Below are 13,452 nucleotides of genomic sequence, written 5' to 3'. Positions count from 1 at the left end.
ACACCCGACAGCACGCGTACGCGAATGGGGAGCAGCGATGGCCGGCAAGGCGCCCAAGAATGATCCGGTGCAGGACGCGCCGCAGGTCGCGGAGCCGAAGCACGCGGCGGCGGGGCTCCCCGCGATCGGGCACACCCTGCGGATGGCGCAGCGGCAGATGGGAGTGAAGCGGACCGCTCTGACGCTGCTGCGGGTCAATCAGAAGGACGGCTTCGACTGCCCCGGCTGCGCCTGGCCGGAGCCGGAGCACCGGCACACGGCGGAGTTCTGCGAGAACGGTGCGAAGGCGGTCGCCGAGGAGGCCACCCTGCGCCGGGTCACCCCGGAGTTCTTCGCCGCGCACACCGTGGCCGATCTGGCCACCCGCAGCGGCTACTGGCTGGGCCAGCAGGGCCGGCTCACCCACCCCGTGTACCTCCCCGAAGGCGGCGACCGGTACGAGCCGGTGTCCTGGGAGCGGGCCTTCGACATCGTCGCCGAGGAGCTGAACGCCCTCGACTCCCCCGACGAGGCCCTCTTCTACACCTCCGGGCGCACCAGCAACGAGGCCGCGTTCCTGTACCAGCTCTTCGCCCGCGAGTTCGGCACGAACAACCTGCCGGACTGCTCCAACATGTGCCACGAGTCCTCGGGCTCGGCGCTGTCCGAGACGATCGGCATCGGCAAGGGCAGCGTCCTGCTGGAGGACCTCTACAAGGCCGACCTGATCATCGTCGCCGGGCAGAACCCGGGCACGAACCACCCGCGCATGCTGTCCGCCCTGGAGAAGGCGAAGGCGGGCGGCGCGAGGATCATCACGGTCAATCCGCTGCCCGAGGCGGGCATGGAGCGGTTCAAGAACCCGCAGACCCCGCAGGGCATGCTCAAGGGCGCCGCCCTCACCGACCTCTTCCTCCAGATCCGCATCGGCGGCGACCAGGCCCTGTTCCGCCTCCTGAACAAGCTGGTCCTGGAGACGGAGGGCGCGGTCGACGAGGAGTTCGTGCGCGAGCACACGCACGGCTTCGAGGAGTTCGCCGAGGCGGCCCGCGCCGCCGACTGGGAGGAGACGCTCACCGCGACCGGTCTGCCCCGCGAGCGGATCGACGAGGCACTGCGCATGGTCCTCGCCTCGAAGCGCACGATCGTCTGCTGGGCCATGGGCCTGACCCAGCACAAGCACGCGGTGCCCACCATCCGCGAGGTCGTCAACTTCCTGCTGCTGCGCGGCAACATCGGCCGCCCCGGCGCGGGCGTGTGCCCGGTGCGCGGCCACTCGAACGTGCAGGGCGACCGCACGATGGGCATCTTCGAGCGGCCCGCCCCGGCGTTCCTGGACGCCCTGGAGAAGGAGTTCGGCTTCGCGCCGCCCAGGGAGCACGGCTACGACGTCGTACGGGCCATCAGAGCCATGCGCGACGACAAGGCGAAGGTGTTCTTCGCGATGGGCGGCAACTTCGTGTCGGCGTCCCCCGACACGGACGTCACGGAAGCCGCGATGCGCCGGGCACGGCTGACCGTGCACGTGTCGACCAAGCTCAACCGCTCGCACGCGGTCACCGGCGCGCGGGCGCTGATCCTGCCCACCCTGGGCCGCACCGAACGTGATCTGCAGGCCGGCGGCGAGCAGTTCGTGACCGTCGAGGACTCCATGGGCATGGTCCATGCCTCACGCGGCCGTCTGGAACCCGCGAGCAGGCATCTGCTGTCCGAGCCGGCCATCGTGTGCCGGCTGGCCCGCCGGGTCCTCGGGGAGGACAGCCGCACCCCGTGGGAGGAGTTCGAGAAGGACTACGCGACGATCCGCGACCGCATCGCCCGCGTCGTGCCCGGCTTCGAGGACTTCAACGCGCGCGTCGCCGACCCGGGCGGCTTCGCGCTGCCGCACGCCCCGCGCGACGAGCGCCGCTTCCCCACCGCCACCGGCAAGGCCAACTTCACCGCCGCGCCGGTGGAGTTCCCCCGGCTGCCCGAGGGCCGGCTGCTGCTGCAGACCCTGCGCTCGCACGACCAGTACAACACCACGATCTACGGCCTGGACGACCGCTACCGGGGCATCACCGACGGCCGCCGGGTCGTCCTGGTCAACCCCGAGGACGCCGCCGAGCTGAAGGTCGCCGACGGCGCCTATGTGGACCTGGTGAGCGAGTGGAGGGACGGCGTCGAGCGCCGGGCGCCCGGATTCCGGGTCGTGCACTACCCGACGGCCCGCGGCTGCGCCGCCGCCTACTACCCCGAGACCAACGTCCTGGTGCCGCTGGACGCCACCGCGGACACCAGCAACACCCCGGCCAGCAAGTCGGTCGTGGTCCGTCTGGAACAATCGGCCACCGACTGAGCGTTTGCTCAGCCAGTCAGGCCGGTATACGACCGCCGCGACGGCGCGCGGCGGTCGACGACGAACGGAGCCCCATGGGCGAGCAGCACCACGTCACCTTCCCGCAAGAGGTCATCGACGAGTACGCGGCACTCGGCGTCGACCTGGTCGCGATGTTCTCCGCGGGGCACCTGGGCACCCGCATGGGTGTGCAGATCGTGGAGGCGTCCGCGGACCGCGTCGTCGGCACCATGCCGGTGGAGGGCAACACCCAGCCGTACGGGCTGCTGCACGGCGGCGCGTCCGCCGTCCTCGCGGAGACCCTCGGCTCGGTCGGCTCCATGCTGCACGCGGGCAGCTCCAAGATCGCCGTGGGCGTGGACCTGAACTGCACCCACCACCGCGGCGTACGGTCCGGGCTGGTCACCGGTGTGGCCATGCCCCTGCACCGGGGGCGCACGACGGCCACGTACGAGATCGTCATCAGCGACGAGGCGGGCAAGCGGGTGTGCACGGCCCGGCTGACCTGTCTGCTGCGCGATGTGACGCCGGCCGACGCCCAGCGGGCGACGGGGAACTGACCCGTCGGGGCGCCCGCCCGCACCGGACGCTGGCGGGTCCGGCGGACAGGCTCTAGCTTCGGGGCATGCGAACGGGAGGACCCTGCGGGTGGGGGGCCGCCCTGGGACCGGCGCTGCTGATCGGCGTCCTGGTCACCGGGTGCGCGGCGTCGGGAGCGGACGACGGATCGGCCGGGCCGACGGCCGGCGGCCCGGCGTCGTCGTCGGCCGCGCCGCCCGAGGACCTGTGCACGCGGATCGTCTCGTACTGGTCGCGGAAGGCGCTGGACGACGACGGCTACGGCGACTACCAGTCCATGGGGCTGTCCAACGCCCAGTACGACATCCTGCGCGAGGTCGTCGACGCCGCCCGGGCCGAGCGGAGGCGCGCCGGCCGGGAGGCCGCCGAGCGGCTCGTCGGCGAGGAGGCGCGCACGCGCTGCGCGAAGCTGTACCGGGATGGCAACTCCAGTACGGGGCCTTGGAGTTGAGCGGCGTCGGGCCCGTCGAACCGGGCGAGGGGACGCGTGCAGGGGACGATCCCGAGGTGGACGGCCCGCCGCGGCGCGGGCGCCTCGCCCGGCTGTACGCCCGGCACCGCCGCGCCGTCCTGATCACCGGTTCGGCCGTCGTCCTGCTCGCGGGCGGCGTCCTCTACGTGACCCGGCCCCGGCCCGCGCCCCCGCCCCCTCCTCCGTACCCGTCGCAGGCGGTGGACTTCACCTACCTCGGGACCGAGGCCCCGCCCGCGGACGCCCCGGCGGGGAGCTTCGGCTTCGGTATCGAGGTCACCGCGAGCGACGGACCGGCGGTCACCGTGACGCGGATCTCCCAGCCGTACGCCGGACTCACCGTCTCGGCCGCGCCGCGCCCGCCCTTCCGCAGCCCGGCCGGCGGCACCCGCACGATCGTGATCACCATGCGGGTGACGGACTGCGGGAAAGTACCGAGGAACGCCGGACTGCCTTTCCTGGACGTAACTCTGCGTAATAGCCGTGCAATGGAAGACCACAGTTTCATCCTCGGCCGACGCTATGCCCGCGACCTCTCCGAAGCGATTCAGGTCGCCTGCAGCAACGACTTGACGTCACTACCAAAAGTCAAGAACACTCCTGAAAACGCCGACGCACTTCCTGCGGCTTCTCACTATGTGGACTGGGCGAATCGGCCTTAATTCCTCGCATCCACCCACGGAGTACCGCTCTGCATTACGTCGTGTCATAACAAGAGCGTCACAGCCTCGGTCAGACCCTCCTCCACGTTCCCATCACACGCTTAGAGTCACGCCCAGTCACCGCGCCATCGGATTCGAAGTCATTTTCGTCCAGCGCTCGACTCGGCCCGCTCAACCAGGAGGGGCCGTGCCACGGAAAGGACTGAACGTGCGTCAACGCTCGCTCATCGCCATCACCGCCGCGCTGGCGGCGGGAGCTCTCACCCTCACCGCCTGCGGCTCGCGCGACGACAGCGCCGGCTCGGACTCCGAAGGCAGCGGCGGAACCACTGTCGTCATCGGTGTCGACGCACCGCTGACCGGCGACCTGTCCGCGCTGGGTCTCGGAATCAAGAACTCCGTAGACCTCGCCGCCAAGACGGCCAACAAGGAGAAGACCGTCGACGGCGTGACCTTCAAGGTCGAGGCCCTCGACGACCAGGCGCAGCCCTCCTCGGGTCAGCAGAACGCCACCAAGCTCGTCGCGAACAAGGACGTCCTCGGCGTCGTCGGCCCGCTGAACTCCTCGGTCGCCGAGTCCATGCAGAAGGTCTTCGACGACGCCAAGCTCGTCCAGGTCTCGCCGGCCAACACCAACCCGGCCCTGACCCAGGGCACGGACTGGCAGAAGACCAAGACCCGCCCGTACAAGTCGTACTTCCGCACCGCGACCACGGACGCCATCCAGGGCCCGTTCGCCGCGCAGTACGTCTACAACGACGCCAAGAAGAAGAAGGTCTTCGTCATCGACGACAAGAAGACCTACGGCGCCGGTCTGGCCGCCACCTTCTCCGACGAGTTCAAGAAGCTCGGCGGCAAGGTCGTCGGCACCGAGCACATCGACCCCGAGACCAAGGACTTCTCCGCGGTCGCCACCAAGGTCAAGTCCTCCGGCGCCGACGTCGTCTACTACGGCGGTGAGTACCCGCAGGCCGGCCCGCTGAGCAAGCAGATCAAGGCCGCCGGTGCCAAGGTCCCGCTCGTCGGCGGTGACGGCATCTACAGCGCCGAGTTCATCAAGCTGGCCGGCAACAGCGGCACCGGCGACCTCGCCACCTCCGTCGGCGCCCCGGTCGAGGAGCTTCCCTCCGCCAAGGACTTCGTCGCCAACTACAAGGCGGCCGGTTACAAGGACGACTACGAGGCCTACGGCGGCTACTCCTACGACTCGGCCTGGGCGATCATCGAGGCCGTGAAGAAGGTCGTCGAGGACAACGACGGCAAGCTTCCGAGCGACGCCCGCGCCAAGATCACCGAGGCCATGCAGGGAGTCTCCTTCGACGGCGTGACCGGCAAGGTCTCGTTCGACGAGTACGGCGACGCCACCAACAAGCAGCTCACCGTCTACTCCGTCGAGGGCGGCGAGTGGAAGGCCGTCAAGTCCGGCACCTACTCCGGCTGACCCCACCCCGCACCCAACCATGAGCCGCGCGGGGCGCTGCACCACTGGCGCCCCGCGCGGACTCACATCCGGTCACATCCCTCGACTATCCGAAAGTCTCGGAGGACATGCGGTGAACGAACTGCCGCAGCAGCTGGTCAACGGCCTGCTACTGGGATCCATGTACGGGCTGGTCGCCATCGGCTACACGATGGTCTATGGCATCGTCCAGCTCATCAACTTCGCCCACGGTGAGATCTTCATGGTGGGCGGATTCGGCGCCCTCACCATGTACCTGTACGTGCTGCCCGACGGCACGTCCATGTGGGTGGCACTGCCCCTGATGCTCGTCGGCGGCATCCTCGTCGCCACGCTCGTCGCGGTCGGCGCGGAACGATTCGCCTACCGCCCCCTGCGCAGCGCACCACGCCTCGCGCCGCTCATCACGGCCATCGGCCTCTCCCTCGCCCTCCAGCAGGCCGTGTGGGCCTGGTACCCCGAGGGCAAGGACTCCATCAACTTCCCGCAGATCGAGGGCGGCCCCTTCGAGATAGGCAGCGTCACCATCCAGACCGGTGACATCTTCCTGCTCATCGCCGCACCGATCAGCATGGCGGTCCTCGCCTACTTCGTCATGAAGACCCGCACCGGCCGCGGCATGCAGGCCACCGCGCAGGACCCCGACACCGCCAAGCTCATGGGCATCAACACCGACCGCATCATCGTGATCGCGTTCGCCCTCGGCGCCGCCTTCGCCGCCATCGGCGCCGTCGCCTACGGCCTCAAGTACGGCCAGGTCCAGTTCCGCATGGGCTTCATCCTCGGCCTCAAGGCGTTCACCGCGGCCGTCCTCGGCGGCATCGGCAACATCTACGGCGCCATGCTCGGCGGCCTCGTCCTCGGCGTGGCCGAATCGCTGTCCACCGCCTTCATCTCCGACATCCCCGGCATGGAGCAGTTCGGCAGCCAGTCCTGGGCCAACGTCTGGGCGTTCGTACTCCTCATCCTCGTGCTCCTCTTCAGGCCCCAGGGTCTGCTCGGCGAGCGCGTGTCGGACAGGGCGTGACACCGATGACCACACAGACCTCCGCACCGAACACCCCCAGCACCCCCGCCGCCGACGCCCCCAAGGGTCTGATCGGCCTTCCGGAGAACGTCGGCCGCGCCCTCGCCACCGGCGGCGGTGTCCTCGCCGTGATCTCCACCTTCCTCGCCTGGACGTGGACCTCCGCCTTCCCCGGCGACCTCACCGTCTACGGCTACCCCGGCGGCCTCCAGGTCCTCGTCCTCATCGGCGGCGCGCTCACCGCCCTGTTCGGCCTCGCCTCGTACGGCATCAAGGGCCTGCGCTGGCTGGTGCCCGCGGGCGCGGACAGCGCCATCACCCTGGCGGCGGCCGGCACCTTCGCCACCACCTGGTTCACCATCATCGCCATCGGCGTCCAGCTCGGCGGCCTGGTGAACCTGGAGCCCGGCGGCTGGATCGCCGGCGTCGCCACCCTCGCCGCACTCGTCGGCGCGCTCTCGCTGCCGTTCGAGCGGCCGGAGGACGAACTCTTCGACCCGGAGGACGAGACCCCGCAGGAGCGGATCCGCCGGAGCATGCGCCACGTCGGCTCCCTCCTCAAGTCCGCCCTCGCGACGAAGACCCCCGCCCCCGCGCGCCAGCTCCCCGCCTACGCCGAGATCCTGGTCATCGTCGCGGCACTCGCCCTCGGACTGACCGTCTTCACCTACGGCATCGGCACCGAGTACGACGAGCTCTTCGTCGGCTTCATGATCACCGCGGGCTTCGGCTTCGCCGCCGCCGCCAAGGCCGGTCTCGTGGGCCGGATCTCGGCGCTCACGGCCAAGCACCGCAACGTCACCATGATCGGCGCGTTCGTCGCCGCCGCCGCGTTCCCCTTCACCCAGTCCGACGACCAGTACGCGACGATCGGCGTCTACATCCTGATCTTCGCCACCGTCGCCCTGGGTCTGAACATCGTCGTCGGCCTCGCCGGCCTCCTCGACCTCGGTTACGTCGCCTTCCTCGGCGTCGGCGCCTACACCGCGGCCATGGTCTCCGGCTCCCCCTCCTCGCCGTTCGACATCCAGCTGCCGTTCTGGGCCTCCGCCCTCCTCGGCGCCGCCGTCGCCCTCGTCTTCGGCGTCATCATCGGCGCCCCGACCCTGCGGCTGCGCGGCGACTACCTCGCCATCGTGACCCTCGGCTTCGGTGAGATCTTCCGCATCACCGTCCTCAACATGGACGGCACCTCCGGACCCGACATCACCAACGGCTCCAACGGCATCTCCTCCGTCCCGAACCTCAACATCCTCGGATTCGACTTCGGGCAGGAACACAGCCTCGCCGGCTTCACCGTCGGCCGCTTCGCCAACTACTTCCTGCTGATGCTCCTCATCACGCTGATCGTGGTCGTCGTCTTCCGACGCAGCAGCGACTCCCGCATCGGCCGCGCCTGGATCGCCATCCGCGAGGACGAGACGGCCGCACTCGCCATGGGCATCAACGGCTTCCGCGTCAAGCTCATCGCCTTCGCACTCGGCGCCGCCCTCGCCGGCCTCGCCGGCACCGTCCAGGCCCACGTCACCTACACCGTGACCCCCGAGCAGTACCAGTTCGCCCACGTGGTCCCGCCCAACTCGGCGTTCCTCCTCGCAGCCGTCGTCCTCGGCGGCATGGGCACCATCAGCGGCCCCCTCGTCGGCGCCGCACTGCTCTACCTCATCCCCGCCAAGCTCCAGTTCCTCGGCGACTACCAGCTCTTCGCCTTCGGTCTCGCGCTCGTGCTGCTGATGCGCTTCCGTCCGGAAGGCCTCATCCCCAACCGGCGCCGCCAGCTCGAATTCCACGAGGAAGCCGAAGCGCCCACAGTCCTCAGCAAGGCAGGGGCCTGACCCATGACCACCGACACCACCACCAAGGCCACCGCAACCGGGGAGACCGTCCTCGACGCCCGCGGCGTGACCATGCGCTTCGGCGGACTCACCGCCGTACGCAACGTCAACCTCACGGTCAACAGCGGCGAGATCGTCGGACTCATCGGCCCCAACGGCGCCGGCAAGACGACCTTCTTCAACTGCCTCACCGGCCTCTACATCCCGACCGAGGGCGAAGTCCGCTACAAGGGCCAGGTCCTCCCGCCCAAGTCCTTCAAGGTCACCGCCGCCGGCATCGCCCGCACCTTCCAGAACATCCGTCTGTTCGCCAACATGACGGTCCTGGAGAACGTGCTCGTCGGCCGCCACACCCGCACCAAGGAAGGCCTCTGGTCCGCCCTCCTGCGCGGCCCCGGCTTCCACAAGGCCGAAGCCGCCTCCCGCGAACGCGCCATGGAACTCCTCGCGTTCGTCGGCCTCGACGCCAAGGCCGAACACCTCGCCCGCAACCTGCCCTACGGTGAACAGCGCAAGCTGGAGATCGCCCGGGCACTCGCCAGCGAACCCGGCCTGCTCCTCCTGGACGAGCCCACCGCGGGCATGAACCCCCAGGAGACACGAGCCACCGAGGAACTCGTCTTCGCCATCCGCGACAAGGGCATCGCCGTGCTCGTCATCGAGCACGACATGCGGTTCATCTTCAACCTCTGCGACCGCGTCGCCGTCCTCGTCCAGGGCGAGAAGCTCGTCGAGGGCGACAGCGCCACCGTCCAGGGAGACGAACGCGTCGTCGCCGCCTACCTCGGCGAACCCTTCGAAGACGCCCCCGGCAAGGAGGAGGTCGCGGAAGTCGAGGCCGCCGAAGCACACGCCGAGGCCCACACCGACGCCGCGCCCGGCAAGGAGAACGACCGATGACCGCACTGCTCGAAGTCGAGGACCTCCGGGTCGCCTACGGCAAGATCGAAGCCGTCAAGGGCATCTCCTTCAAGGTCAACGCCGGCGAAGTCGTCACCCTCATCGGCACCAACGGCGCCGGCAAGACCACGACGCTGCGCACCCTGTCCGGCCTCCTCAAGCCGGTCGGCGGCCAGATCAAGTTCAACGGCAAGTCGCTGAAGAAGATCCCCGCGCACGACGTCGTCTCGCTGGGACTCGCCCACTCCCCCGAGGGGCGGCACATCTTCCCGCGCATGAGCATCGAGGACAACCTCCACCTCGGCGCCTTCCTGCGCAGCGACAAGCCCGGCATCGAGAAGGACATCCAGCGCGCCTACGACCTCTTCCCCATCCTGGGCGAACGTCGCAAGCAGGCCGCCGGCACCCTCTCCGGTGGCGAGCAGCAGATGCTGGCCATGGGCCGCGCGCTCATGTCCCAGCCGAAGCTGCTCATGCTCGACGAGCCCTCCATGGGCCTCTCGCCGATCATGATGCAGAAGATCATGGCGACGATCGCCGAGCTGAAGTCCCAGGGCATGACCATCCTGCTCATCGAGCAGAACGCCCAGGCCGCCCTCTCGCTGGCCGACCACGGCCACGTCATGGAGGTCGGCAACATCGTCCTGTCGGGCACGGGCCGGGACCTGCTGCACGACGAATCGGTCCGCAAGGCGTACCTCGGCGAGGACTAGCCCGCAGACCCGTACACGAGGAGGCCCGCACCCCCTGTCCCAGGGGGTGCGGGCCTCCTCATACGTACGGGGGCCGCCGTCAGCCCTTCGCGGCCTTCTTCTCCTCGGCGTCCTGAATGACCGCCTCCGCGACCTGCTGCATCGACATCCGACGGTCCATCGACGTCTTCTGGATCCACCGGAACGCCGCCGGCTCCGTCAACCCGTACTCCGTCTGGAGGATCGACTTCGCCCGGTCCACCAGCTTCCGGGTCTCCAGCCGGAGCGTGAGGTCGGCGACCTCCTTCTCCAGCTCCTTCAGCTCCGTGAACCGGGACACCGCCATCTCGATCGCGGGCACGACGTCACTCTTGCTGAACGGCTTGACGAGGTACGCCATCGCACCGGCGTCCCGCGCCCGCTCCACCAGGTCGCGCTGCGAGAACGCGGTCAGCATCAGCACCGGGGCGATACTCTCCTCGGCGATCTTCTCGGCGGCGGAGATACCGTCCATCTTCGGCATCTTCACGTCCAGGATCACCAGGTCGGGGCGGTGCTCCCGGGCCAGCTCGATGGCCTGCTCACCGTCACCGGCCTCGCCCACGACGGAGTAGCCCTCCTCTTCGAGCATCTCCTTGAGGTCAAGGCGGATCAGCGCCTCGTCCTCGGCGATGACGACACGGGTCGTCAGCGGAGGCACGTGCGACTTGTCGTCGTCGGGCGCGTCGAGGGGCTGGGGCGACTCGGGGGCGGTCACGTGGGCTCCTTGTTCAGGGCAGGGGTACTGCTGACAAGAGGGTACCTAGCTGCGGTAAGGTGGGGGCACGGCGGGTCAGAGCCGGCCTTTGATTCGCAGGAGCTCCGGTAGTCCAATCGGCAGAGACGATACCCTCAAAAGGTATTCAGTGTGGGTTCGAATCCCACCCGGGGCACTTTTCCTTCAATTCGAAGGTCACGCTCGGTGTCGAGTGGACGCACCGCACCCGCAACGGCGCTCCGTACGACATCTCTGTCGCCCGAAGGGCCTCCGCCGCTCTCCTCGGCGCCCACGTCGGCCCCAGGCACCGACCCTTACCCCTTCGGGCCGTCGTCCTCGCCGATGTGGTGGGCGCGGACCATGTTCGTGGAGCCCGTTACGCCGGGCGGGGAGCCGGCGGTGATGACGACCGTGTCGCCCTTCTCGCAGCGGCCGTACCGCAGCAGCAGTTCGTCGACCTGTTCGACCATCGCGTCGGTGGAGTCGACCCGCGGCCCGAGGAACGTCTCCACGCCCCAGGTGAGGCTGAGCCGGGAGCGGGTGGCCGGGTCGGGGGTGAAGGCGAGGAGGGGGATCGGGGAGCGGTAGCGGGAGAGTCGCCGGGCGGTGTCGCCGGACTGGCTGAAGGCGACGAGGAACCTCGCGCCGAGGAAGTCGCCGATCTCGGCGGCGGCGCGGGCCACGGCGCCGCCCTGGGTGCGGGGCTTGTTGTGCTCGGTGAGGGGTGGGAGGCCGTCGGCCAGCATGTCCTGCTCGGCCGCCGCGACGATGCGGCTCATCGTGCGGACCGTCTCGGCCGGGTACTTGCCGACGCCGGTCTCGGCGGACAGCATCACCGCGTCCGCGCCGTCGAGGACGGCGTTGGCGACATCGCTGGCCTCGGCGCGGGTGGGGCGGGAGTTGTGGATCATCGAGTCGAGCATCTGGGTGGCGACGATGACCGGTTTGGCGTTGCGCCTGGCGAGGGTGATGGCGCGTTTCTGGACCAGGGGGACACGTTCGAGGGGCATCTCGACGCCCAGGTCACCGCGCGCGACCATGACTCCGTCGAACGCGGCGACGATGTCGTCGAGGGCGTCGACCGCCTGGGGTTTCTCCACCTTGGCGATGACGGGGAGCCGGCGGCCCTCCTGGTCCATGATCCGGTGGACGGATTCGATGTCCTTGCCCGACCTCACGAACGACAGCGCGATGAGGTCGAAGCCGGTGCGCAGGGCCCAGCGGAGGTCGTCCTCGTCCTTGGCGGAGAGGGCGGGGGCGGAGACCGCGGCTCCGGGGAGGTTGAGGCCCTTGTGGTCGGAGACGATGCCTCCCTCGATGACCTCGGTGTGGACGCGGGGGCCGTCGACGGCGGTGACTTCGAGGGTGACTCTGCCGTCGTCGACAAGGATGCGTTCGCCGGTGGTGACATCCGTGGCGAGGCCGGCGTAGGTGGTGCCGCAGATCTCGTGGTCGCCCTCGACGCCGGGTTCGACGGTGAGGGTGAAGGTGTCGCCGCGTTCGAGGAGTACGGGGCCTTCGGTGAAGCGGCCGAGGCGGATCTTCGGGCCTTGGAGGTCCGCGAGGAGGCCGACACTGCGGCCGGTTTCGTCGGATGCCTTGCGGACGTGGTGGTAGCGCTGCTCGTGTTCGGCGTGGTCGCCGTGGCTGAGGTTGAGACGGGCTACGTCCATTCCGGCGTCGACCAGTGCCTTGATGTGGTCGTACGAGTCGGTGGCGGGCCCGAGGGTGCAGACGATCTTTGCTCGGCGCATGGATCGAGCCTATGACTTACCCGCCGGTAGGGGCTTGGGGGCACTTGACTGCTCAACGTCCCCTGCTTGAAGGGTATTTGACAAGTAGTCATCAGAGGGTGAAGCCGTACGCAGGGCATCGCGGGGGCGTTCAGAGTGCGGGCGGCAGCATGGTGAAGCGGGCGTTGACCTGGGCGTGGATGTGCTGGCGCTCGGGTTCGAGGTCGAGGGAGGCGGGTGCGGCGTCTTCCGTGGCGTAGGCCATGGTGCGGGCGTAGGCGGCGGGGCGCAGGGGTTCGGGGGTTTCGGCGCCGAGGTCGGCGAGTTCGACGAGGGCGGCGAGAGAGGTGCCGAGCGCCTCGGCGTATTCGCGGGCGCGTTGGACGGCTTCCCGGACGGCTTGGCGGCGGGCTTCGCGGTGGGCGGGTGAGTCGGGGCGGAGGGCCCACCAGGGGCCGTCGACGTGGGTGAGGTCGAGGTCGGCGAGTCGGGTGGTGAGTTCGCCGAGAGCGGTGAAGTCGGTGAGTTCGGCGGTGATGTGGACGCGGCCGTGGTAGGCGTGGATGCGTTCGCCGCGGCCCTTCTCCTTGAGCTGGGGGGTGAGGGAGAAGGCGCCGGTTTCCAGGCGTTCGACTGCGTCGCCGTAGCTTTTGACGAGGTGGAGGGCGGTGTTGTTGCGGCGGGTGAGGTCGTCGAGGGCGGTGCGGCGGTCCTTGCCGCGGGCGGTGACGGTGATGCCGATGCGGGCGATCTCGGGGTCGACTTCGAGGTGGGCCTCTCCGCGGACGGCGATGCGGGGTGCTTCGGGGGTGCCGTAGGGGACGGCGGTGGGGTGCGGCTGCTCCGGGCTGCTGGTCATACGCCCCACTCTGTCACCGCGGGTCCGGTTGCGGTGGGGGCCCGTCGGGGACCGGTCACCAGATCGCAACCTGCGGGGTCTGTCGCTGTGTGGAATGTACGGGTCAGAATCTACGCGCGTTGTCGCGTGTGGCCTTTTTTCTTGTTCCTCTTGTCTACGC

General features: G+C 69.3%; 12 protein-coding genes, 1 tRNA gene and 1 pseudogene. 11 read left to right on the top strand and 3 right to left on the bottom strand.

Translation table 11 applies throughout. The features are described 5' to 3' along the window. Positions 1-37: 37 nt before the first annotated feature. The 9 genes from AC067N_RS01970 to AC067N_RS01930 all read left to right on the top strand — a co-directional run bounded on the left by AC067N_RS01970 (position 38) and on the right by AC067N_RS01930 (position 9,964). On the top strand, positions 38-2,317 hold the full coding sequence (locus AC067N_RS01970) for an FdhF/YdeP family oxidoreductase (RefSeq protein ID WP_478676919.1): 2,280 nt from the start codon (positions 38-40) through the stop codon (positions 2,315-2,317). 74 nt (positions 2,318-2,391) lie between these two features. Then, positions 2,392-2,877 (top strand): hotdog fold thioesterase, encoded by a 486-nt coding sequence (locus tag AC067N_RS01965; RefSeq protein WP_478676918.1) that lies wholly within the window; start codon positions 2,392-2,394, stop codon positions 2,875-2,877. A 65-nt stretch (positions 2,878-2,942) separates the two neighbouring features. Continuing rightward, the gene (locus AC067N_RS01960; RefSeq protein WP_478676917.1) at positions 2,943-3,347 is read left to right on the top strand and encodes a hypothetical protein; all 405 of its coding nucleotides are present in this window, start codon (positions 2,943-2,945) and stop codon (positions 3,345-3,347) included. A 56-nt stretch (positions 3,348-3,403) separates the two neighbouring features. Further along, the gene (locus AC067N_RS01955; RefSeq protein WP_478676916.1) at positions 3,404-4,030 is read left to right on the top strand and encodes a Tat pathway signal sequence domain protein; all 627 of its coding nucleotides are present in this window, start codon (positions 3,404-3,406) and stop codon (positions 4,028-4,030) included. A 208-nt stretch (positions 4,031-4,238) separates the two neighbouring features. After that, positions 4,239-5,471, top strand: coding sequence for a branched-chain amino acid ABC transporter substrate-binding protein (locus AC067N_RS01950; RefSeq protein ID WP_478676915.1), 1,233 nt, complete (start codon positions 4,239-4,241; stop codon positions 5,469-5,471). 112 nt (positions 5,472-5,583) lie between these two features. Then, positions 5,584-6,516, top strand: a complete 933-nt coding sequence (locus tag AC067N_RS01945; protein WP_478676914.1) for a branched-chain amino acid ABC transporter permease — start codon at positions 5,584-5,586, stop codon at positions 6,514-6,516. A gap of 5 nt (positions 6,517-6,521) precedes the next feature. Beyond that, entirely contained in the window at positions 6,522-8,351 is a 1,830-nt protein-coding gene (locus AC067N_RS01940) for a branched-chain amino acid ABC transporter permease (RefSeq protein ID WP_478676913.1), read from the top strand. Positions 8,352-8,354: 3 nt separating this feature from the next. Beyond that, positions 8,355-9,251 (top strand): ABC transporter ATP-binding protein, encoded by an 897-nt coding sequence (locus tag AC067N_RS01935; protein ID WP_478676912.1) that lies wholly within the window; start codon positions 8,355-8,357, stop codon positions 9,249-9,251. Then, a complete protein-coding gene (locus tag AC067N_RS01930; protein WP_478676911.1) occupies positions 9,248-9,964 on the top strand; it encodes an ABC transporter ATP-binding protein in 717 nt (238 codons plus the stop codon). The genes AC067N_RS01935 and AC067N_RS01930 overlap by 4 nt, the downstream gene beginning before the upstream one ends. Before the next feature lie 79 nt (positions 9,965-10,043). Here the strand turns inward: AC067N_RS01930 and AC067N_RS01925 are convergent, their stop codons facing one another. Then, complete coding sequence (locus AC067N_RS01925; RefSeq protein ID WP_478676910.1) at positions 10,044-10,700, bottom strand: ANTAR domain-containing response regulator; 657 nt, start codon at positions 10,698-10,700, stop codon at positions 10,044-10,046. 101 nt (positions 10,701-10,801) lie between these two features. Here AC067N_RS01925 and AC067N_RS01920 point away from each other — a divergent pair. Both AC067N_RS01920 and AC067N_RS01915 read left to right on the top strand, forming a co-directional pair. After that, a tRNA-Leu gene (locus AC067N_RS01920) sits at positions 10,802-10,875 on the top strand. 25 nt (positions 10,876-10,900) lie between these two features. Beyond that, positions 10,901-11,008 (top strand): annotated as a pseudogene (locus AC067N_RS01915) (helix-turn-helix domain-containing protein); the annotation flags it as partial. Positions 11,009-11,014: 6 nt separating this feature from the next. On the opposite strand, the gene pyk reads toward AC067N_RS01915, so the two are convergent. Both pyk and AC067N_RS01905 read right to left on the bottom strand, forming a co-directional pair. After that, positions 11,015-12,454 (bottom strand): pyruvate kinase, encoded by a 1,440-nt coding sequence (gene pyk / locus AC067N_RS01910; protein ID WP_478676909.1) that lies wholly within the window; start codon positions 12,452-12,454, stop codon positions 11,015-11,017. Positions 12,455-12,584: 130 nt separating this feature from the next. Then, positions 12,585-13,292, bottom strand: a complete 708-nt coding sequence (locus AC067N_RS01905; protein WP_478676908.1) for an SIMPL domain-containing protein — start codon at positions 13,290-13,292, stop codon at positions 12,585-12,587. Between the last annotated feature and the right edge of the window lie 160 nt (positions 13,293-13,452).

It is taken from the genome of Streptomyces sp. NPDC042364 (assembly GCF_056437585.1).
This window is presented reverse-complemented; position numbering and strand designations above follow the sequence as displayed.

Coding starts and splice junctions, on each gene's coding strand:
- AC067N_RS01905 (WP_478676908.1), bottom strand. CDS start 13,292: ATGACCAGCAGCCCGGAGCAGCCGCACCCCACCGCCGTCCCCTACGGC.
- AC067N_RS01960 (WP_478676917.1), top strand. CDS start 2,943: ATGCGAACGGGAGGACCCTGCGGGTGGGGGGCCGCCCTGGGACCGGCG.
- AC067N_RS01965 (WP_478676918.1), top strand. CDS start 2,392: ATGGGCGAGCAGCACCACGTCACCTTCCCGCAAGAGGTCATCGACGAG.
- AC067N_RS01935 (WP_478676912.1), top strand. CDS start 8,355: ATGACCACCGACACCACCACCAAGGCCACCGCAACCGGGGAGACCGTC.
- pyk (WP_478676909.1), bottom strand. CDS start 12,454: ATGCGCCGAGCAAAGATCGTCTGCACCCTCGGGCCCGCCACCGACTCG.
- AC067N_RS01940 (WP_478676913.1), top strand. CDS start 6,522: ATGACCACACAGACCTCCGCACCGAACACCCCCAGCACCCCCGCCGCC.
- AC067N_RS01930 (WP_478676911.1), top strand. CDS start 9,248: ATGACCGCACTGCTCGAAGTCGAGGACCTCCGGGTCGCCTACGGCAAG.
- AC067N_RS01970 (WP_478676919.1), top strand. CDS start 38: ATGGCCGGCAAGGCGCCCAAGAATGATCCGGTGCAGGACGCGCCGCAG.